Source organism: Enterobacter sp. BIGb0383 (assembly GCF_003751845.1).
Taxonomy (GTDB): domain Bacteria; phylum Pseudomonadota; class Gammaproteobacteria; order Enterobacterales; family Enterobacteriaceae; genus BIGb0383.
The window spans coordinates 469,587-488,899 of the sequence record NZ_RJKQ01000003.1; the positions used below are offsets into that span (position 1 = coordinate 469,587).

The 19,313-nt window shown below is 57.6% G+C and carries 17 protein-coding genes; 8 read left to right on the forward strand and 9 right to left on the reverse strand.

The features are described from left to right. The first annotated feature begins 108 nt into the window (after positions 1–108). Genes fhuC through fhuB form a run of 3 tightly spaced genes read left to right on the forward strand, consistent with a single transcriptional unit; the run spans position 109 to position 3,772 of the window. On the forward strand, positions 109–906 hold the full coding sequence (gene fhuC / locus EDF81_RS17815) for a Fe3+-hydroxamate ABC transporter ATP-binding protein FhuC (RefSeq protein WP_123349484.1): 798 nt from the start codon (positions 109–111) through the stop codon (positions 904–906). After that, positions 906–1,796 (forward strand): Fe(3+)-hydroxamate ABC transporter substrate-binding protein FhuD, encoded by an 891-nt coding sequence (gene fhuD, locus EDF81_RS17820; protein ID WP_123349485.1) that lies wholly within the window; start codon positions 906–908, stop codon positions 1,794–1,796. Before fhuC ends, fhuD begins: the two co-directional genes overlap by 1 nt. After that, on the forward strand, positions 1,793–3,772 hold the full coding sequence (gene fhuB / locus EDF81_RS17825; protein ID WP_123349486.1) for a Fe(3+)-hydroxamate ABC transporter permease FhuB: 1,980 nt from the start codon (positions 1,793–1,795) through the stop codon (positions 3,770–3,772). The genes fhuD and fhuB overlap by 4 nt, the downstream gene beginning before the upstream one ends. A 45-nt stretch (positions 3,773–3,817) precedes the next feature. On the opposite strand, the gene hemL is transcribed toward fhuB, so the two are convergent. Continuing rightward, on the reverse strand, positions 3,818–5,098 hold the full coding sequence (hemL, locus tag EDF81_RS17830) for a glutamate-1-semialdehyde 2,1-aminomutase (RefSeq protein ID WP_123349487.1): 1,281 nt from the start codon (positions 5,096–5,098) through the stop codon (positions 3,818–3,820). 175 nt (positions 5,099–5,273) lie between these two features. Between hemL and clcA the strand changes: the two genes are divergently transcribed. Next, positions 5,274–6,677, forward strand: coding sequence for a H(+)/Cl(-) exchange transporter ClcA (clcA, locus tag EDF81_RS17835; RefSeq protein ID WP_123349488.1), 1,404 nt, complete (start codon positions 5,274–5,276; stop codon positions 6,675–6,677). An 81-nt stretch (positions 6,678–6,758) separates the two neighbouring features. Continuing rightward, entirely contained in the window at positions 6,759–7,103 is a 345-nt protein-coding gene (gene erpA, locus EDF81_RS17840) for an iron-sulfur cluster insertion protein ErpA (protein ID WP_123349489.1), read from the forward strand. 46 nt (positions 7,104–7,149) lie between these two features. On the opposite strand, the gene EDF81_RS17845 is transcribed toward erpA, so the two are convergent. From EDF81_RS17845 to mtnN, 3 genes are read right to left on the reverse strand one after another with little or no spacing between them, the layout of a single operon-like run. Further along, positions 7,150–7,773 (reverse strand): TRIC cation channel family protein, encoded by a 624-nt coding sequence (locus tag EDF81_RS17845; RefSeq protein WP_123349490.1) that lies wholly within the window; start codon positions 7,771–7,773, stop codon positions 7,150–7,152. Positions 7,774–7,787: 14 nt separating this feature from the next. Continuing rightward, positions 7,788–8,588: a vitamin B12 ABC transporter substrate-binding protein BtuF gene (gene btuF / locus EDF81_RS17850; protein WP_123349491.1), complete on the reverse strand. Its 801-nt coding sequence runs from the start codon at positions 8,586–8,588 to the stop codon at positions 7,788–7,790. Beyond that, positions 8,581–9,279, reverse strand: a complete 699-nt coding sequence (mtnN, locus tag EDF81_RS17855) for a 5'-methylthioadenosine/S-adenosylhomocysteine nucleosidase (RefSeq protein ID WP_123349492.1) — start codon at positions 9,277–9,279, stop codon at positions 8,581–8,583. The genes btuF and mtnN overlap by 8 nt, the downstream gene beginning before the upstream one ends. Positions 9,280–9,360: 81 nt before the next feature. Between mtnN and dgt the strand changes: the two genes are divergently transcribed. The 3 genes from dgt (at position 9,361) to cdaR (ending at position 13,739) form a co-directional block, all read left to right on the forward strand. After that, a complete protein-coding gene (gene dgt, locus EDF81_RS17860; RefSeq protein WP_123349493.1) occupies positions 9,361–10,860 on the forward strand; it encodes a dGTPase in 1,500 nt (499 codons plus the stop codon). 140 nt (positions 10,861–11,000) lie between these two features. After that, positions 11,001–12,431 (forward strand): serine endoprotease DegP, encoded by a 1,431-nt coding sequence (gene degP / locus EDF81_RS17865; protein ID WP_123349494.1) that lies wholly within the window; start codon positions 11,001–11,003, stop codon positions 12,429–12,431. A 150-nt stretch (positions 12,432–12,581) separates the two neighbouring features. Further along, positions 12,582–13,739: a DNA-binding transcriptional regulator CdaR gene (gene cdaR, locus EDF81_RS17870; protein WP_123349495.1), complete on the forward strand. Its 1,158-nt coding sequence runs from the start codon at positions 12,582–12,584 to the stop codon at positions 13,737–13,739. 55 nt (positions 13,740–13,794) lie between these two features. On the opposite strand, the gene EDF81_RS17875 is transcribed toward cdaR, so the two are convergent. The 5 genes from EDF81_RS17875 to map form a co-directional block, all read right to left on the reverse strand. Beyond that, a complete protein-coding gene (locus EDF81_RS17875; protein WP_123349496.1) occupies positions 13,795–14,184 on the reverse strand; it encodes a DUF3461 family protein in 390 nt (129 codons plus the stop codon). A 208-nt stretch (positions 14,185–14,392) separates the two neighbouring features. Further along, entirely contained in the window at positions 14,393–14,566 is a 174-nt protein-coding gene (locus EDF81_RS17880) for a YhfL family protein (RefSeq protein ID WP_123349497.1), read from the reverse strand. Positions 14,567–14,830: 264 nt separating this feature from the next. Then, complete coding sequence (gene dapD, locus EDF81_RS17885) at positions 14,831–15,655, reverse strand: 2,3,4,5-tetrahydropyridine-2,6-dicarboxylate N-succinyltransferase (RefSeq protein ID WP_042390607.1); 825 nt, start codon at positions 15,653–15,655, stop codon at positions 14,831–14,833. A gap of 42 nt (positions 15,656–15,697) precedes the next feature. Then, positions 15,698–18,394, reverse strand: coding sequence for a bifunctional uridylyltransferase/uridylyl-removing protein GlnD (glnD, locus tag EDF81_RS17890; protein WP_123349557.1), 2,697 nt, complete (start codon positions 18,392–18,394; stop codon positions 15,698–15,700). A 62-nt stretch (positions 18,395–18,456) separates the two neighbouring features. Next, on the reverse strand, positions 18,457–19,251 hold the full coding sequence (map, locus tag EDF81_RS17895; RefSeq protein ID WP_123349498.1) for a type I methionyl aminopeptidase: 795 nt from the start codon (positions 19,249–19,251) through the stop codon (positions 18,457–18,459). Between the last annotated feature and the right edge of the window lie 62 nt (positions 19,252–19,313).

Consider the following 19,313-nt stretch of genomic DNA (forward strand, 5'->3'; position numbering starts at 1 on the left):
CTGCGTCGTTTCGCCTATTATTTCGCAGCTATAATAATCATTCTCGTTTACCTTATCATTTCGCCATCCGGGCACGGCGTGCTGTTCCCGCTCAACAAGTTGGACGCTATGCAGGAAAACCAAACGCATCCTGATACCACCTTCGCCCTGTCGCAGGTCTCTTTCCGCGTTCCCGGACGCACGCTGCTGCATCCGCTGTCGCTGACCTTTCCGCAGGGAAAAGTGACCGGTCTGATTGGCCATAACGGCTCCGGAAAATCTACCCTGCTGAAGATGCTCGGTCGTCACCAGCCACCGTCAGACGGCAATATTTTGCTCGACGCGCAGCCGCTGGAGAGCTGGAACAGCAAGGCCTTTGCCCGCAAAGTGGCCTATCTGCCGCAGCAGCTGCCGCAGGCGGAAGGGATGACGGTGCGCGAGCTGGTGGCGATTGGTCGCTATCCGTGGCACGGGGCGCTGGGGCGTTTCGGCGTGGCCGACCGGGAAAAGGTGGAAGAGGCGATTGCGCTGGTCGGCCTGAAGCCGCTGGCTCACCGTCTGGTAGACAGCCTCTCCGGCGGGGAGCGTCAGCGGGCGTGGATCGCCATGCTGGTGGCGCAGGACAGTCGCTGCCTGCTGCTGGATGAACCCACCTCGGCGCTGGATATCGCTCACCAGGTTGACGTCCTGGCGCTGGTGCATCGCCTGAGTCAGGAGCGTGGCCTGACGGTGATCGCCGTGCTGCACGATATCAATATGGCCGCCCGCTACTGTGATTATCTTGTTGCCCTGCGCGGCGGGGAGTGTATTGCCCAGGGCACGCCGGATGAGCTGATGCGCGGTGAAACCCTGGAGAAAATCTACGGGATCCCGATGGGTATTCTGCCGCACCCTGGCGGCGCGGCACCCGTGAGCTTCGTCTACTGATGGTTTCGAATCTGATAAGCCGCCGTCGCTTACTGACGGCTATGGCCCTGTCGCCGCTGCTCTGGCAGATGCGCGATGCCCGTGCGGCCAGCATCGATCCGCATCGCATCGTGGCGCTGGAGTGGCTGCCGGTTGAGCTGCTGCTGGCGCTGGGCGTGATGCCCTATGGCGTGGCTGACGTGAATAATTACAATCTGTGGGTGAATGAACCCTCGCTGCCCTCGACGGTGATTGACGTGGGCCTGCGTACCGAACCCAATCTTGAACTGCTGACCCAGATGAAGCCCTCGTATCTGGTCTGGTCGGCAGGCTACGGTCCTTCTTCGTCGACGCTGGCGAAAATTGCGCCCGGCCGCGGCTTTACCTTTAGCGACGGCAAAAAGCCGCTGACGATGGCGCGCAACTCCCTGGGAGAGATGGCGCAGCTGCTGGATATGCAGGCGGCGGCGAATAAGCATCTCGACGAATTTGAACAGCTTATCGAGTCAATTAAACCCCGCTTTGCCGGGCGCGGCAGCCGTCCGCTGCTGATGCTGACCTTGCTCGATACCCGTCATATGCTGGTATTTGGTTCCAATTGCCTGTTCCAGGAAGTGCTCGATCGCTACGGCATCGAGAATGCCTGGCATGGCGAAGAGACCTTCTGGGGTAGCACGACCGTTGGTATCGACCGTCTGGCCAGCTTTAAAGACGACGTGGACGTGCTCTGCTTCGATCACGGTAACGAGGCGGATATGCAGACGCTGATGGCGACGCCGCTGTGGCAGGCGATGCCCTTTGTGCGTGCCGGTCGCTTCCAGCGGGTTCCTGCTGTCTGGTTCTACGGGGCGACGCTTTCCGCGATGCACTTTGCCCGTGTGCTGGATGGCGCGCTGGGAGGCAAAGCATGACGCGCCGCAATCTCGTCTTCCCGGCGCTGCTGGCCGTCCTCTTTGTGCTGGCCGCCCTGTTAAGCTGGTCGAATTTAACCCATACCCTGCCGCGTGCGCAGTGGGGCGAAGCGTTCTGGCAGCCTGACCAGGATCGTATCCAGCAGATGCTGTTCCACTACAGCCTGTTGCCGAGGCTGGTGATTTCACTCCTGGTGGGTGCCGGGCTGGGGCTGGTGGGCGTGCTGTTCCAGCAGGTGCTGCGTAACCCGCTGGCCGAGCCGACCACGCTGGGTGTCTCTACCGGCGCACAGTTGGGGATGACGATTACCGCCCTGTGGGCGATCCCGGGCGTGATGGCCTCGCAGTTTGCGGCGCTGGCCGGTGCCTGCGTGGTGGGTGCGCTGGTGTTTGGCGTGGCCTGGGGGAAACGTTTATCGCCGGTGACGCTGATCCTGGCCGGTCTGGTGGTCAGCCTCTACTGCGGGGCGATTAACCAGCTGCTGGTACTGTTCCATCACGATCAGCTTCAGGGCATGTTCCTGTGGAGCACCGGCAGCCTGACCCAGACAGACTGGAGTATCGTCCAGCGGCTGTGGCCACAGCTGCTGATCGGTGCGATGCTGACCCTGCTTCTGCTGCGTCCCCTGACCTTAATGGGGCTGGATGACGGCGTGGCCCGCAATCTTGGGCTGGCCCTGTCTCTGGCTCGTCTGGCGGCGCTGACGCTGGCGATTGTGCTAAGCGCACTGCTGGTTAACGCGGTCGGGATTATCGGCTTTATCGGCCTGTTTTCGCCGCTGCTGGCGAAGATGGTTGGCGTGCGCCGACTTCTGCCGCGCCTGCTGGTGGCTCCGCTGATCGGGGCGCTGATCCTCTGGCTGTCCGATCAGATAGTGCTGTGGCTGACGCGGGTATGGATGGAAGTCTCCACCGGTGCCATCACCGCGCTTATCGGCGCGCCGCTGCTGCTGTGGCTGCTGCCGCGTCTGCGCAGTATGAGCGCTCCGGCAATGAATGCCGGAGACACCGTACCGGCCGAGCGTCAGCATCTGCCGTGGTTTGCCCTCGGCGGTGTTCTGTTCCTGCTGCTGGCGGCGACCGTGGCGCTATTCTTTGGCCGCGACGCGCAAGGCTGGACCTGGGCCAGCGGCGACGTGCTGAATGTCCTGCTGGAGTGGCGCTGGCCGCGCATTGTGGCGGCCCTGACCGCCGGGATGATGCTGGCGGTCGCGGGCTGTATTATCCAGCGCCTGACCGGCAACCCGATGGCCAGCCCCGAAGTGCTGGGGATCAGCTCCGGCGCGGCCTTTGGCGTGGTGCTGATGCTGTTCTTCGTGCCCGGCAATGCCTTTGGCTGGCTGCTGCCTGCGGGCAGTCTTGGTGCTGCCGGAACGCTGCTGATTATCCTGATTGCCGCCGGGCGCGGGGGCTTTTCGCCGCACCGGATGCTGCTTGCCGGGATGGCGCTCAGTACCGCCTTTACCATGCTCCTGATGATGCTGCAGGCCAGCGGCGATCCGCGTATGGCCCAGATCCTGACCTGGATTTCCGGTTCAACCTACGGGGCGACCGGTGAGCAGGCGGTGAAAACCTTTGCGGTCATGGTTGTGCTGCTGGCGCTTGCGCCGCTGTGCCGTCGCTGGCTGACGATTCTGCCGCTGGGCGGTGAGACTGCTCGTGCGGTGGGAATGGCGCTGACGCCTTCACGCGTTGGCCTGCTGCTGCTGGCCGCCTGTCTGACAGCGACCGCCACTATGACTATCGGCCCGCTAAGCTTTATCGGCCTGATGGCACCGCATATTGCCAGAATGATGGGCTTCCGCCGGGCGATGCCGCATATGGTGATGTCGGCGCTGATCGGTGGCGTGCTGCTGGTGCTGGCTGACTGGTGCGGACGCATGCTGATGTTCCCGTTCCAGATCCCGGCCGGGCTGCTGTCGACCTTTATCGGCGCGCCGTACTTTGTTTATTTGCTGAGAAAGCAGAGCAGGTAATCAGGTGGGATACCGGGCTGCCGTCGCAGCCCGGTATTAAACGGCTTACAGTTTTGCAAACGCCTTGCGTGCTGCATCGATGGTTTTATCGATATCCGCTTCGCTGTGCGCCACGGACATAAAGCCCGCCTCAAACGCCGACGGCGCAAGGTACACACCCTCTTCCAGCATCAGATGGAAGAAACGCTTAAAGCGTTCCACATCGCATTTCACCACGTCCTGATAGCAGGTCACGGTGTCGGCATCGGTAAAGAAGATCCCGAACATCCCGCCAACGTTATTCACCACCAGACCAATACCGTTTTCCTGCGCGGCATTCAGCAGGCCGTCGGCCAGGCGATTGGTGAGATCGGTCAGAGTGGTATGGATACCCGGCTGCGCCACTTCGGTCAGACAGGCGTAGCCCGCAGCCATTGCAATCGGGTTACCGGACAGGGTGCCCGCCTGATAGACCGGCCCGGTCGGCGCCAGCGCTTCCATCACGTCACGGCGTCCGCCGAACGCGCCTACCGGCATCCCGCCGCCGATAATCTTGCCCAGGCAGGTCAGGTCCGGCACCACGTCGTAGTAAGCCTGTGCCCCGGCCAGCGCTACGCGGAAGCCGGTCATTACTTCATCGATAATCAGCAGCGCGCCGAACTCGTCGCACAGGGCGCGCAGGCCCGGCAGGAACTCGGCTGACGGCGGAATGCAGTTCATATTGCCGGCGACCGGCTCAACGATAATACAGGCGATCTCCTGCGGGAATTCGCTAAAGGCCTGGCGGACGGAGTCGAGATCGTTATAGGTGCAGGTCAGAGTATGACGCGCAAAGTCTGCCGGAACGCCCGGGGAGTTCGGCTGGCCGAGGGTCAGCGCGCCGGAACCGGCTTTCACCAGCAGGCAGTCGGCGTGGCCGTGATAGCAGCCTTCGAACTTGATAATTTTATCGCGGCCGGTAAAGCCACGGGCCAGGCGAATGGCGCTCATGGTGGCTTCGGTGCCGGAGTTCACCATGCGGACCATATCCATCGTCGGCACCAGCTCGGTCACCAGCGCCGCCATCTTCACTTCCATCTCGGTCGGCGCGCCGAAGCTCAGGCCGCGCTGGGCCGCTTCAATCACCGCATTGCGGATGGCCGGGTGGTTGTGACCCAGCACCATCGGTCCCCAGGAGCCGACATAATCGATATAGGCCTTGCCGTCGACATCGTACAGATATGCGCCGTCGGCACGTTCGATAAACAGCGGCGTACCGCCCACGCCGGTAAATGCGCGGACCGGTGAGTTAACGCCGCCCGGAATAAGCTGACGTGCGGCCTGGTAGAGGTTTTCAGACTGGCTCATTGAGAGATCCCTGGTTCTGAGAAAAATGGTTGCCGGTATTCTAAGGGATTCGATAAGGGTTATGAAAGCGTTGCCCGTCGGGAACGTCAACAGGAGAGGGTTTTCCCGCGACGTTGCAGAGCGAGGCGAGTACAATGCTGTCTCAATTTGGTCAGACCAATAGACAGGTATGGTGATGAACGCGGAATCTTCCCTTTCTGCCCGTCAAAGAGTACGACAGCGACGCAGCGAGACAATAAAACGTCTTGTTAGGCAGGATAAAACGCCGTTGGCTATTCTGGTGATGGCCGCGCTGGTTGGAACGCTTGCCGGACTGCTGGGGGTGGCTTTTGAAAAAGCGGTTAATGCCGTGCTGGCGCTTCGGCTGGCAACGCTTGCCCATCACGTTGATCGCAGCCTTCTGCTGTGGCCGCTGGCCTTTGTGTTATCAGCCATTCTGGCGATGGTGGGTTACTGGCTGGTACGCCGTTTTGCACCCGAGGCCGGAGGATCGGGGATCCCGGAAATTGAGGGTGCGCTGGAAGAGCTGCGGCCAGTCAGGTGGTGGCGGGTTATTCCGGTCAAGTTTATCGGCGGTATGGGGACGCTGGGTGCGGGAATGGTGCTTGGCCGAGAAGGGCCGACGGTCCAGTTGGGCGGTAATATTGGACGAATGGTTCTGGATATTTTTCACCTCCGTAGCCCGGAAGCGCGCCATACGTTGCTGGCGACCGGTGCGGCTGCCGGGTTGTCTGCGGCGTTTAACGCACCGCTGGCAGGCATTCTCTTTATTCTGGAAGAGATGCGGCCGCAGTTCCGTTACAACCTAATCTCAATTAAAGCGGTCTTTATCGGCGTCATTATGTCCAGCATCGTCTTTCGCCTGTTTAACGGCGAAGCGGCGGTAATCGAAGTGGGTAAGCTGAGTAATGCGCCGGTGGATACTCTGTGGCTCTATTTTATACTGGGTATGGTGTTTGGCTGCGTCGGACCCGCATTCAACTATCTCGTGTTACGTACTCAGGATATGTTTCAGCGGCTGCACGGTGGCAGAACCGGGCGCTGGGTGCTGATTGGCGGACTGCTGGGCGGCGGGTGCGGTATTCTGGGCCTGATTGCACCTGCGTTGACGGGCGGGGGATTTAATCTGATCCCCGTTGCGGCGGCGGGCAGCTACGGTATCGGGATGCTGCTGTTCCTTTTTCTCGCCAGAACGCTCACGACCCTGCTCTGTTTTTCCTCTGGCGCACCGGGCGGTATTTTTGCGCCTATGCTGTCTCTGGGAACGCTGCTTGGAACGGCATTTGGTACAGCCGCCGCGCACGGGTTCCCCGATCTACACTTGCAGGCAGGGACTTTTGCTATTGCTGGAATGGGGGCACTGTTTGCCGCCTCAGTGCGTGCGCCGCTGACCGGCATTGTGCTGGTACTGGAGATGACAGACAATTACCAGCTTATTTTGCCAATGATTATTACCTGTCTCGGTGCGACACTGCTCGCGCAGTTTCTTGGCGGCAGTCCACTCTATTCGAGCATTCTTGCGCGTACCCTGGCGAAGCAGCAGGTGTCCGTCAGTGCGACCATCCGTGAGAATACTTGAACGTATTACCCTGGTGTTGGATAATGACGCTAATGATCGGGTCATTTTTTGCCCGGATCGCAGTATCAATGGGAGCATATTATGAGTGATGATATTGCAGTGCCGCTGCAGTTTACCGACGCAGCCGCCAGCAAAGTAAAAAACCTGATCGCAGATGAAGATAACCCGAATATGAAGCTGCGGGTTTACATCACCGGCGGTGGCTGTAGCGGCTTCCAGTATGGTTTCACCTTTGACGATCAGGTCAATGAAGGCGATATGACCATCGAGAAGCAGGGCGTTGGCCTGGTGGTTGACCCAATGAGCCTGCAGTATCTGGTCGGCGGTGCCGTTGACTATACCGAAGGTCTGGAAGGTTCCCGCTTTATCGTGACCAACCCGAACGCGACCAGCACCTGCGGCTGCGGTTCGTCCTTCAGCATCTGATTTTCAGGTTCTGACAAAAAAGCCGTGTCTGCGACACGGCTTTTTGCTATCTACTGTTTTCATCCAGCGCAAAGGTCGGCAGTTTTAGATGCCAGCGTATCGCCGCCAGGCGGATGGAGAGCGTGACGACCATACCCAGCATACTGGCGATTTCCAGCGGGACGGCAAAGACATACCAGGCGCTGGCATGAACAATACCGCCGACAATACAGGCCGTAGCGTAGATTTCGGTCCGCAGAATCATCGGAATTTCGCGCGCCAGCACGTCGCGGATAATCCCGCCGCCGACGCCGGTGACCACACCCATACAGATAGCGACAAGCGGGCCGGTGCCGGCCAGAAAGGCTTTGTTTACGCCGATACCGACAAATACCGCCAGTCCCACCGCATCCAGTACTGGCAGCACCCATTTCGGCAGGCGACGCGGCTGCCTGACCACAAGAATGGTCAGCATACTGGTGACCATCGCCACCACCAGATCGGTGGGATCGGTCACCCAGAAGACCGGACCGTTGGCCAGGGCCATATCACGAATGGTGCCGCCGCCGACCGCCGTCACCACGCCGAGTACCAGCACGCCAAAGGGATCCATCCGCAGTTTACCGGCAAGCAGAACGCCAGAGATGGCGAAAACGGCCGTACCGACAATATCCAGCCAATAGACGAGCATGATGGGGTCCCCGATTAATCTACCTGCGCCAGTGCGCCACAGAGTTGTTTTGCGGCGAGGATAATACGCGGACCGGCCCGTTCAAACCAGTCGCTGGTAACGGGAATAACGGGAATTTTTAGCTGAGAATGCCAGAAACGCTCAATTTTGCCGATCTCATCACTGTCACCGGTGATCACGATCGCCTGAGGATGGCGCGACAAAACCTGCTCGCGGCTGACCTGAGGCCAGGGCACGCGGCTGTCGGCAAAGATGTTATCTCCGCCGCACAGAGAGAGGACCTGATGCTGGATGGAGCCTTTGCCGCTGGTAAAGAGCGGCGTGGAGCCAAACTGCATAAACACCCGTTTTGGCGGTTGGCTGGCGTAACGTTGTTGCAGCGTACTGTATTCATCGCGGATCTGCCGTGCAGCCTGATGCGCCTTGTCCGGCGTCGGGCTCCAGTCGGCAAGCTGGTCCAGGGAGCGGGCGACCTGCTCGATGCTGTCTACATTGAGCCACATGACGTTGATGCCGAGAGAAGCCAACTGATTCACCTGACGCTCGGCGTTGCCGCCGCGCCAGGCCAGTACCAGATCGGGCTTCAGGGCGACGATACGCTCAACATTCATCCCCTGCCAACTGGCCACCTGCTCAATCTTTGCCGCCGGAGGCGGATAGTCGGAGTAGCTGCTGACGGCAACGGGTGTGATACCGGCGGCAAACGCCAGTTCGGTATTGGAAGGGGAGAGGCTGATAACACGCGGCGCGGCAAGCAGCCACGCCGGTGTCAGTAGTAACAGCGCAGCAAGCGCGCCGAATCGGACCTTACCCACGCGCCAGTTTCTGCACCAGGGTTTCAACCATCAGGCTGGACTGCTTCGCGGCCACGACCAGGAACTCATCAAAGCTGAGGTGGGACTCTTTATCTGCCACGTCGGAGATGGCGCGAACCACCACGAAAGGCACGCTGAAGCTATGGCACACGTGGGCAATCCCGGTGGCTTCCATCTCAACGGCAACCGCCTGCGGGAAGTTATGGCGAATTTTTGCCAGTCCTTCAGCGCCGTTGATAAAGGCATCACCGCTGACGATCAGACCGCGAACGGCATTAAGCTTCAGCTCGGTGATGCAGCTTTCGGCTGCCGCAACCAGTTTCTCATCGGCTTTAAACCCGGCCGGGCAGCCAGGAAGCTGGCCGTACTCGTAGCCAAAGGCGGTCACGTCCGCATCGTGATAGCGGGCTTCGTCGGAAACCACGATATCGCCGACTTTCAGCGTTGGGGCCAGGCCGCCTGCAGAACCGGTATTAATCACCACATCTGGTTTGCAATGTTCCAGCAGCAGGGTGGTGCCCATTGCCGCCGCCACTTTACCGATGCCGGATTTCAGCAGAGCAACCTCAACGCCGTTCAGCAGGCCGGTGTAAATTTCGCTGCCGCCGAGGCGAATAGTCTGACGGTTTTCAATTTTGTCACGCAGGACCGTTACTTCTTCGTCCATGGCCGCAATAATGCCAATTTTCATAGATTTACTCGCGATGTGGCAGGATTAAAGGCATAGTCTATCATGCAGCCTGGGTGCAGCGCATTTCCCGAGGGAGAAGATATGGCACAGATTGATTTCCGCAACAAAATTAACTGGCGTCGTCGCTACCGTTCCCCGACAGGGGAGAAGACCGAACACGAGATCCTGCGTATTTTTGAGAGCGATCGCGGGCGAATTATCAATTCACCGGCCATTCGCCGCCTGCAGCAAAAAACCCAGGTTTTCCCTCTGGAACGCAATGCCGCGGTGCGTACCCGGCTCACCCACTCCATGGAAGTCCAGCAGGTCGGGCGCTATATCGCCAAAGAGGTGCTTAGCCGCCTGAAGCAGCAGAAGCTGCTGGAAACCTACGGCCTGGATGAGCTGGCCGGGCCGTTTGAAAGCATTGTGGAGATGGCCTGCCTGATGCACGACATCGGCAACCCGCCGTTTGGCCATTTTGGCGAAGCGGCGATCAATGACTGGTTTAGCCAGCGTCTCTGCCCGCAGCCTGCCAGGGACGACCGCTGCAGCGTGGCGGTGCTACGCCTGCAGGAAGGTGAAGAGAGCCTCAATGCGCTACGGCTAAAAGTGCGCCAGGATCTCTGCCATTTCGAAGGTAACGCCCAGGGGATCCGCCTGGTTCACTCCCTGATGCGCATGAATCTGACCTGGGCGCAGGTGGGGTGCATTCTGAAATATACCCGTCCGGCCTGGTGGCGCGATGAGATCCCGCAGAGCCATCACTATTTAATGAAGAAGCCCGGTTATTACCTGGCGGAAGAGGCCTATATCGAGCGTCTGCGTAAAGAACTCGATCTGGCGCCTTACAGTCGTTTCCCCTTAACCTGGATTATGGAGGCGGCGGACGATATTTCGTATTGCGTCGCGGACCTCGAAGACGCCGTTGAAAAACGGATTTTCAGTGTCGATCAGCTCTATCAGCATTTGTATGACGCCTGGGGCCACCATGAAAAAGGATCGCTCTTTTCTCAGGTAGTCGAAAATGCCTGGGAGAAGTCGCGATCTAATTCACTACAGCGCAGCGCCGAAGATCAGTTCTTTATGTATTTGCGGGTGAATACGCTCAGTAAACTGGTGCCTTACGCGGCCCAGCGATTTATCGATAATATCGCGCAAATCTATCGCGGTGATTTCAATCACGCCCTGCTGGAAGATGACAGCGATTTTAGCCAGCTCCTTGAACTTTATAAAAATGTCGCCATACATCATGTGTTCAGCCACCCCGACGTCGAACAGCTGGAATTACAGGGTTATCGGGTGATAAGCGGTCTGCTGGAGATCTATTCCCCGCTGCTGAACCTGTCGCTGGAGGATTTCAGCGAGCTGGTGGAAAAAGAGCGGGTACGTCGTTTACCGATTGAAACCCGGCTATTGCATAAATTATCCACCCGCCATCGACTGGCCTATGTGGAAGCGGTCGGGAAATTGTCTCGCGATGCCGCAGACTATCCGTTGATGGAATATTATTACCGTTGTCGGCTGCTGCAGGACTATATCAGCGGGATGACCGATCTCTATGCGTGGGATGAATACAGACGATTAATGGCGGTGGAGTAATTACTTTGAGAATTGTAAAGACGGACAATAAATTTTTACTTTTTGCCGAAACGTCCGCCCGGAACTTAAGGGTATAAAACAACTCTGAATGTGACGTACACAGCGTTTTTACCCTATTCAGTTTATTGAGATTGAGACACATGAGAAAAACCACATTAGCAATGAGCGCACTGGCGTTAAGTTTAGGCCTGGCAATCTCTCCGCTTTCTATGGCGGCGGAAACTGCCTCTTCGGCAGCAACCGCACAGCAGATGCCGAGCCTGGCACCAATGCTTGAGACCGTTATGCCTTCCGTGGTGAGCATCAACGTGGAAGGCAGCACCACGGTGAATACGCCGCGTATGCCGCGTAACTTCCAGCAGTTCTTCGGCGACGATTCGCCGTTCTGCCAGGAAGGTTCACCTTTCCAGAGTTCGCCATTCTGTCAGGGTGGCGGTGGACAGCCGGGCGCTGACGGCGGCCAGCAGCAGAAGTTTATGGCCCTCGGTTCCGGGGTGATTATCGATGCCGCGAAGGGCTATGTGGTCACCAACAACCACGTGGTTGATAAAGCCACCTCGATTAAAGTCCAGCTGAGCGATGGCCGTAAGCTGGAAGCCAAAATGGTGGGCAAAGATCCGCGCTCCGATATCGCCCTGATCCAGATTCAGGATCCGAAAAACCTGACCGCCATTAAGATGGCTGACTCCGACGCCCTGCGCGTGGGTGACTACACGGTGGCGATTGGTAACCCGTTTGGTCTGGGTGAAACCGTGACCTCCGGTATCGTTTCTGCCCTCGGTCGTAGCGGCCTGAACGCGCAGAACTATGAAAACTTTATTCAGACCGATGCCGCCATTAACCGCGGTAACTCCGGTGGTGCACTGGTTAACCTCAACGGTGAGCTGATCGGGATTAACACCGCGATTCTGGCCCCGGACGGCGGCAACATCGGTATCGGCTTTGCTATCCCGAGCAATATGGTGAAAAGCCTGACCTCGCAGATGGTGCAGTACGGCCAGGTGCGTCGCGGCGAGCTGGGTATTATGGGCACCGAGCTGAACTCCGAGCTGGCGAAGGCGATGAAAGTTGACGCCCAGCGCGGCGCGTTTGTCAGCCAGGTGATGCCGAACTCTTCGGCGGCAAAAGCCGGGATTAAGGCGGGTGATGTGATCACCACCCTGAACGGCAAGCCGATCAGCAGCTTTGCCGCGCTGCGTGCGCAGGTAGGCACCATGCCAATCGGCAGCAAAGTGGCCCTGGGCCTGCTGCGCGACGGCAAGCCGGTGAGCGTTGAGATTGAGCTGCAGCAGAGCAGTCAGACTCAGGTCGATTCCAGCGCGGTCTTTAGCGGCATTGAAGGCGCAGAGATGAGCAACAAGGGTCAGGACAAAGGCGTGGTGGTGAACAGCGTTAAGGCTAACAGCCAGGCCGCACAGATTGGCCTGAAGAAAGGCGATGTGATCCTCGGCGCTAACCAGCAGCCGGTGAAAAATATCGCTGAGCTGCGCAAAATCCTTGATACCAAACCTTCCATACTGGCGCTGAATATTCAGCGTGGCGATACCTCCCTCTATCTGCTGATGCAGTAATCTGCCTTTCCCCTCCTCGCTCTGAGGAGGGGAACCTCAATTTGTGAAGCTTTCCACAACTCCACACTTATTCTCGGTGCTTTGTGCATATGCACAGTGCGGCGGTGTATCATCTTCCCTATGCTGGAGCACTGCTTAGGGGAGGGTTACATGGCTGGCTGGCATCTTGATACCAAAATGGCGCAGGATATCGTGGCGCGCACCATGCGCATCATTGATACCAATATCAACGTAATGGATGCTCGCGGGCGGATCATCGGCAGCGGCGATCGCGAACGAATTGGGGAATTGCACGAAGGCGCGCTGCTGGTACTCTCCCAGGGGCGCGTGGTTGATATTGATGATGCGGTAGCCCGCCATCTGCACGGCGTACGTCAGGGGATCAACCTCCCATTACGGCTCGAAGGTGAGATCGTCGGCGTTATCGGCCTGACCGGCGAGCCGGAATCGCTGCGCAAGTACGGCGAACTGGTGTGCATGACCGCCGAGATGATGCTTGAACAGTCCCGCCTGATGCACCTGCTGGCCCAGGACAGCCGCCTGCGTGAAGAGCTGGTGATGAACCTGATTCAGGCAGAAGAGAATACCCCGGCGCTGACCGAATGGGCCCAGCGTCTCGGCATTGATTTAAATCAGCCGCGCGTCGTGGCGGTGGTGGAAGTCGACAGCGGCCAGCTGGGCGTGGACAGCGCGATGGCTGAACTCCAGCAGCTACAGAACGCCCTGACGACCCCGGAACGCAATAACCTGATTGCTATTGTGTCCCTGACCGAAATGGTGGTGCTCAAGCCGGCGCTGAACCCGTTTGGTCGCTGGGATGCAGAAGACCACCGTAAGCGCGTCGAGCAGCTGATCGCCCGGATGAAAGAGAACGGCCAGCTGCGTTTTCGCGTTTCGCTGGGCAACTACTTTACCGGACCGGGCAGTATTGCCCGCTCCTACCGTACGGCGCGGACCACCATGATGGTCGGTAAGCAGCGTATGCCGGAGAGCCGGAGTTATTTTTATCAGGATCTGATGCTGCCGGTGCTGCTGGACAGCCTGCGCGGCGGCTGGCAGGCCAACGAGCTGGCGCGTCCGCTGACTCGCCTGAAGGCGATGGACAATAACGGTCTGCTACGGCGGACGCTCTCCGCCTGGTTCCGCCATAACGTGCAGCCTCTGGCGACCTCTAAGGCGCTGTTTATCCACCGTAATACGCTGGAGTATCGCCTGAACCGTATTTCGGAGCTGACCGGGCTGGATCTGGGGAATTTTGACGACCGGCTGCTGCTGTATGTAGCGCTGCAGCTTGATGAGCAGCACTGAGTTCAGACGTAAAAAAGGCCGGGGATATCCCGGCCTTGTTGTATTCGCGCAGCGGTTATTTATTACGGGTCAGTTTTTCCAGGTCTGATTCGATTTCGCTAATCTTGTTGGCGACCACGCTTTCCAGATGGCGCAGATCGTCGAGGATCTTACGCTTCAGATCGACTTCGGTACGGTCACGCTGGCAAATCTGATCGAGCTCGTCGATCACATAGCGCAGATTAGGGCTGATTTCCTGGACTTCCCGGTAACCCTGGCCCACGCCGTCCGCCACCACCGTTTTGCGCTGGCGGGGGTACTTAAACTTAACGCTTTTGGCGAAAAACTCGCCTTTATCCTTATGAAAGTAGATCTTCAGGATATCGTTGTTGGCTTCCTGACGCAGGCTGTAGCGGTCTATCTCTTCTGGATTGGTGATGCCAAGGCTTTTCAGATTATCGTACATTGTGTGTTCCCCTTAATCGAAGAAAGTTACAGCCTTTAGATGGTTAACGGAAACGCACGGCTTTGCCAGTGTGCGTTTTGAAAAAAGCGTGCCGAAACACGATTATACGTCAGGAGATGCCGGGATGGGCATTTTTTCAGCAGTGGAATTGAGAATAAAAAACGCCGATCAGAATTGACCGGCGTGAACCAGGGAGTATAAGAAAAGCTTATTTCTGCGGTGCAACAGGGCCACAGCCGCCGATGACTTTAGAAATAGAGATAGCCGGATGCAACAGATAATCATAGTCGCAATTCTTTTCTTTGTTGTAGACACTACCCGTGCAGCCTGTGAGTGTAGACAAAACAACAGCAATAAGAGCAAACCCTGCAAACTTCTTCATTTTCTAACTCCTGTTAATTTGTTCATAAAATAAAAACAATATCACTCTCCTGTGATATCGGAATCGATGTAAACATGCGTTAGTAGAACCTGTCAATACAACGACTATTATATTTTTGTATTCGTGATCAATGACTTGTGAATATTCTTATTTGTATTCACGCATTAAATAATGGCGGGAGTATTAATTATTTGAATGAATTTATTAGAGGGGAAATAAAAAACGGACGCTAAAAAGCGTCCGTTTTGAGACGGTGCGAAAAAATTAATCGATGGTGCGAAGCAGTTCGTTAATGCCCACTTTACCGCGGGTTTTCGCATCCACTTTTTTCACGATAACGGCACAGTACAGGCTGTATTTACCGTCTTTAGACGGCAGGTTACCCGAAACCACGACGGAACCGGCCGGTACGCGACCGTAATGCACTTCACCGGTTTCACGATCGTAAATACGGGTGCTCTGGCCGATGTAAACGCCCATGGAGATCACCGAACCTTCTTCCACGATCACGCCTTCAACCACTTCGGAACGGGCACCGATAAAGCAGTTGTCTTCGATGATGGTCGGATTAGCCTGCAGCGGCTCCAGTACGCCACCGATGCCGACGCCGCCGGACAGGTGAACGTTTTTACCGATCTGCGCACAGGAGCCCACGGTGGCCCAGGTGTCGACCATGGTGCCTTCATCAACGTAAGCACCGATGTTCACATAAGAGGGCATCAGCACGGTGTTGCGGGCGATAAATGCGCCCTGGCGAACGGCCGCCGGCGGCACCACGCGGAAACCTTCTTTCTGGAAACGCGCTTCGTCGTAGTTGGCGAATTTCATCGGCACTTTATCGAAGTAGCGGCTTTCTGCACCGTCGATAACCTGGTTATCGTTGATACGGAAAGAGAGCAGCACCGCCTTCTTGAGCCACTGGTGTGTTACCCACTGACCGTCGATCTTCTCAGCGACACGCAGCGCGCCGGAATCAAGCAGAGAAATCACCTGGTTTACCGCTTCACGGGTTACGGTATCCACATTTGCCGGAGTAATCTCGGCGCGACGCTCGAAAGCGGATTCAATCACGTTTTGTAACTGCTGCATTATTAAACTCTTTCCATATTAATAAACATTACGTCACGTCCTTTAAGGGCATGACATCGACGCCTGTCCTTTATCGTTTGGATTGAGGGCCTCTGTCAACCGTTGTTGCACTTCCAGCTGCAGCGCATTATTAAGAGCACGCCGGTCGGCGGTGGCGATTATAAATAAATCTTCTACTCGCTCACCAATTGTCGTAATTCTGGCCCCGTGCAGGGAAATTCCGAGGTCGGCGAACACCTGGCCGACGCTCGCCAGCAGCCCGGGCTGGTCGAGCGCAATCAGCTCAAGGAATGAGCGCCTGTCCGTATGGGTTGGCAGGAAATTGACCTCGGTATCGACGGTAAAGTGGCGCAGTTTTGCCGGCTGGCGACGTGGAATTGGCGGCTGCCAGCTGTGCTGGGTGATCGCCTGCTCCAGTCCCTGGCTAATGACCAGGTGACGATCGGGCGACAGCGGGCTGCCGTCCGGTTCGAGAACGATAAAGGTGTCCATTGCCATACCGTCGCGGGTCGTGAAAACCTGCGCGTCGTGGACGCTGAGGTTGCGCCTGTCCAGCTCGGCGCAGACGGCGGCGAAGAGATAGGGGCGGTCAGGGCTCCAGATAAAGATCTCGGTGCCGCCGCGCGTGGCCTGAGGGCTAAGCAGAATAAGCGGCTTGCTCAGGTCGTGCTGAAGCAGATGACGGGCATGCCACGCCAGCTGATTTGGACTGTGGCGAACAAAGTAGTTCGCACGGCAGCGGGTCCAGATCTGGTGCAGCGCCTCTTCGTCGATGTTGTCCATCCGCAGGAGCGCCAGCGCCTGGACCTGATGATGACGCACGCGTTCGCGCATATCCGGGGTATTTTGCATACCGCGCCGCAGCTGTTTTTCGGTCGCGAAATAGAGCTCGCGCAGCAGGCTCTGCTTCCAGCTATTCCACAGGGTTTCGTTGGTGGCGCAGATATCCGCCACCGTCAGGCAGACGAGGAAGCGCAGGCGGTTTTCTGTCTGCACTTCTTCGGCAAACTGCTTGATCACTTCCGGATCCTGAATATCCCGGCGCTGGGCGGTCACGGACATCAGCAGATGATGACGTACCAGCCAGGCGACCAGCTGCGTTTCCCGCGAGTTCAGGCCGTGCAGCTCGGCAAATTTCAGCACGTCACCGGCACCCAGCTCGGAGTGATCGCCCCCGCGGCCTTTGGCGATATCGTGGAACAGGGCGGCGATCAGGATCAGTTCCGGGTGGGTCAGACGCGGCCAGAGATCCACGCACAGGGGATGACGTGAGCGGGTCTCTTCACTGGCGAAACTTTCCAGCTTCAGCAGCACGCGGATAGTGTGCTCATCGACGGTATAGGCGTGGAAGAGGTCAAACTGCATCTGGCCGACAATATGCGACCACTGCGGCATATAGGCCCAGAGGACGCTGTGGCGATGCATTGGCAGTAGGCCGCGCCTGACGGCACCCTGATGGCGCAGCATGCTGAGGAAAAGCTCCCGCGCCTCCGGGATGTAGCACAGAGGCTGGGTCAGATGGCGACGGGCGTGGCGCAGATGACGCAGGGTAGTCGAGTAAATTCCGGTAATGCTGCTGTTACGCACCATGATGTGGAACATGCGTAAAATCGCCTGCGGCTGGCGAATAAACAGGGTTTCATCGCGGAGATCGATAAGCGTGCCGCGCAGCTGAAAATCATCGTCGATGGGACGGGGTTTCTCGTCGGCGGTGAGGGCCAGAATGGCCTCATCGAACAGCTGCAGCAGCATATGATTCAGCTCCGCCACTCGACGGGTGACGCGGAAGAAGTCTTTCATCATATGCTCAACCGGCTCGTTGCCCTCGCCGCTGTAGTTCAGACGCTGGGCGACGCTAAGCTGTCGATCGAACAGCAGGCGGTTGTCGTAGCGGGTAACCACCAGATGCAGCGCAAAGCGAATACGCCACAGCACGTGCTGGCATTCGTTAAGTTCGTTGCGCTCGGCTTCGGTCAGGAAGCCGAAACCGACCATCTCATCCATCGAGGTGGCGCCGAAGTGACGCCGCGCAACCCACTGCAGGGTGTGGATATCGCGCAGGCCGCCCGGGCTGCTTTTAATATCCGGTTCAAGGTTGTAGCTGGTGCCGTGATAGCGCTGGTGGCGGACGTTTTGCTCTTCGACTTTGGCGGCGAAGAAGGTGGCCGACGGCCAGAAGCCATCGCTGAAGATATGCTTTTGCAGCTCAAGAAACAGGGCGACGTCGCCGATCAGCAGGCGTGACTCAATCAGGTTGGTGGCGACGGTTAAATCGGACAGCCCTTCCAGCAGACATTCGTCGAGGGTGCGGACGCTGTGGCCGACTTCGAGCTTAATATCCCACAGCAGCGTCAGCAGCTCGCCGATTTTTTGCGCCTGGGCATCCGACAGCCTGACGCGGCTCAAAATCAGCAGGTCGATATCGGACAGTGGGTGCAGCTCGCCGCGCCCGTAGCCGCCAACCGCGACCAGCGCCACATCGCTGAGCTGGCCGAAACCGGCATCGATCCACAGTCGCTGCAGCAGCTGATCGATAAATTCCGTGCGGGCGTCAATCAGCTGCTCCGCCGTGATGCCGCTATCAAAAGCCTCGCCAAGCCAGTGCTGGAAGGTTTCAAGATGGGCTTTTATCCCCGCGCAGTTCAGCGATTCCTGTGGCCAGACGCCCGGGTTATCAGGCTGACCGGGAAGAGAGGGGAGTGCGGTATTCGCATACTGCTCGGGTAAAGTGTGACTCATCAGGCGCCGCCCATAAGAAAAAGCTATCACCAATAAAAAAGCCGGCATTTGCCGGCTTCTTATCATTCGTTGTGCGTGAGTATCGCGGGGATGGTGTCATCCTTTCGCAACGTCATTATTTCGCAGCCGTTTTCGGTTACCACAATAGTATGCTCATACTGCGCAGACAAGCTTCTGTCTTTGGTTTTCACCGTCCAGCCATCTTTCATGGTGCGGATACGGTAGTCACCGGCGTTGAGCATCGGTTCGATGGTAAAGGTCATGCCTGCCTGCAGCACCACGCCGCCGTCGTCCGCATCGTAATGCAGAACCTGTGGTTCTTCGTGGAAGACGCGGCCAATGCCGTGTCCGCAGTATTCACGGACGACCGAGAAACCTTCGCCTTCGGCGAATTTCTGGATTGCCGCGCCGATGGTGCGCAGGCGAATACCCGGCTTAACCATTTTCAGCGCCAGGTAGAGGCTCTCCTGCGTCACGCGGCACAGGCGCTCGCCGAGGATGGTCGGTTTGCCGACGATAAACATCTTCGAGGTGTCGCCGTGGTACTCGTCTTTAATGACGGTCACATCGATATTCACGATATCGCCGTCTTTCAGCAGTTTAGCGTCGTCAGGGATCCCGTGGCACACCACTTCATTAATGGAGATGCAGACGGATTTTGGGAAACCGTGGTAGCCGAGGCAGGCGGAAACGGCCTGCTGCTCGTTAACGATATAGTCGTTGCAGATACGGTCCAGTTCGCCGGTGCTGACGCCGGGTTTAACGAAGGGTTCGATCATTTCCAGCACGTCAGCGGCCAGGCGGCCCGCCACGCGCATTTTTTCGATTTCTTCAGGGGTCTTAATAGAGATTGCCATGGATTCAGTCCATCAGAGTCGATTTTTTCGACAATAATTGTGTTAAGTACCGCCAATGGTAT

What these genes read in the sequence shown, in the direction of transcription:
- fhuC (WP_123349484.1), top strand. Translation starts at nt 109, where the DNA reads ATGCAGGAAAACCAAACGCATCCTGATACCACCTTCGCCCTGTCGCAG.
- fhuD (WP_123349485.1), top strand. Translation starts at nt 906, where the DNA reads ATGGTTTCGAATCTGATAAGCCGCCGTCGCTTACTGACGGCTATGGCC.
- fhuB (WP_123349486.1), top strand. Translation starts at nt 1,793, where the DNA reads ATGACGCGCCGCAATCTCGTCTTCCCGGCGCTGCTGGCCGTCCTCTTT.
- hemL (WP_123349487.1), bottom strand. Translation starts at nt 5,098, where the DNA reads ATGAGCCAGTCTGAAAACCTCTACCAGGCCGCACGTCAGCTTATTCCG.
- clcA (WP_123349488.1), top strand. Translation starts at nt 5,274, where the DNA reads ATGAACGCGGAATCTTCCCTTTCTGCCCGTCAAAGAGTACGACAGCGA.
- erpA (WP_123349489.1), top strand. Translation starts at nt 6,759, where the DNA reads ATGAGTGATGATATTGCAGTGCCGCTGCAGTTTACCGACGCAGCCGCC.
- EDF81_RS17845 (WP_123349490.1), bottom strand. Translation starts at nt 7,773, where the DNA reads ATGCTCGTCTATTGGCTGGATATTGTCGGTACGGCCGTTTTCGCCATC.
- mtnN (WP_123349492.1), bottom strand. Translation starts at nt 9,279, where the DNA reads ATGAAAATTGGCATTATTGCGGCCATGGACGAAGAAGTAACGGTCCTG.
- dgt (WP_123349493.1), top strand. Translation starts at nt 9,361, where the DNA reads ATGGCACAGATTGATTTCCGCAACAAAATTAACTGGCGTCGTCGCTAC.
- degP (WP_123349494.1), top strand. Translation starts at nt 11,001, where the DNA reads ATGAGAAAAACCACATTAGCAATGAGCGCACTGGCGTTAAGTTTAGGC.
- cdaR (WP_123349495.1), top strand. Translation starts at nt 12,582, where the DNA reads ATGGCTGGCTGGCATCTTGATACCAAAATGGCGCAGGATATCGTGGCG.
- EDF81_RS17875 (WP_123349496.1), bottom strand. Translation starts at nt 14,184, where the DNA reads ATGTACGATAATCTGAAAAGCCTTGGCATCACCAATCCAGAAGAGATA.
- EDF81_RS17880 (WP_123349497.1), bottom strand. Translation starts at nt 14,566, where the DNA reads ATGAAGAAGTTTGCAGGGTTTGCTCTTATTGCTGTTGTTTTGTCTACA.
- dapD (WP_042390607.1), bottom strand. Translation starts at nt 15,655, where the DNA reads ATGCAGCAGTTACAAAACGTGATTGAATCCGCTTTCGAGCGTCGCGCC.
- glnD (WP_123349557.1), bottom strand. Translation starts at nt 18,394, where the DNA reads ATGAGTCACACTTTACCCGAGCAGTATGCGAATACCGCACTCCCCTCT.
- map (WP_123349498.1), bottom strand. Translation starts at nt 19,251, where the DNA reads ATGGCAATCTCTATTAAGACCCCTGAAGAAATCGAAAAAATGCGCGTG.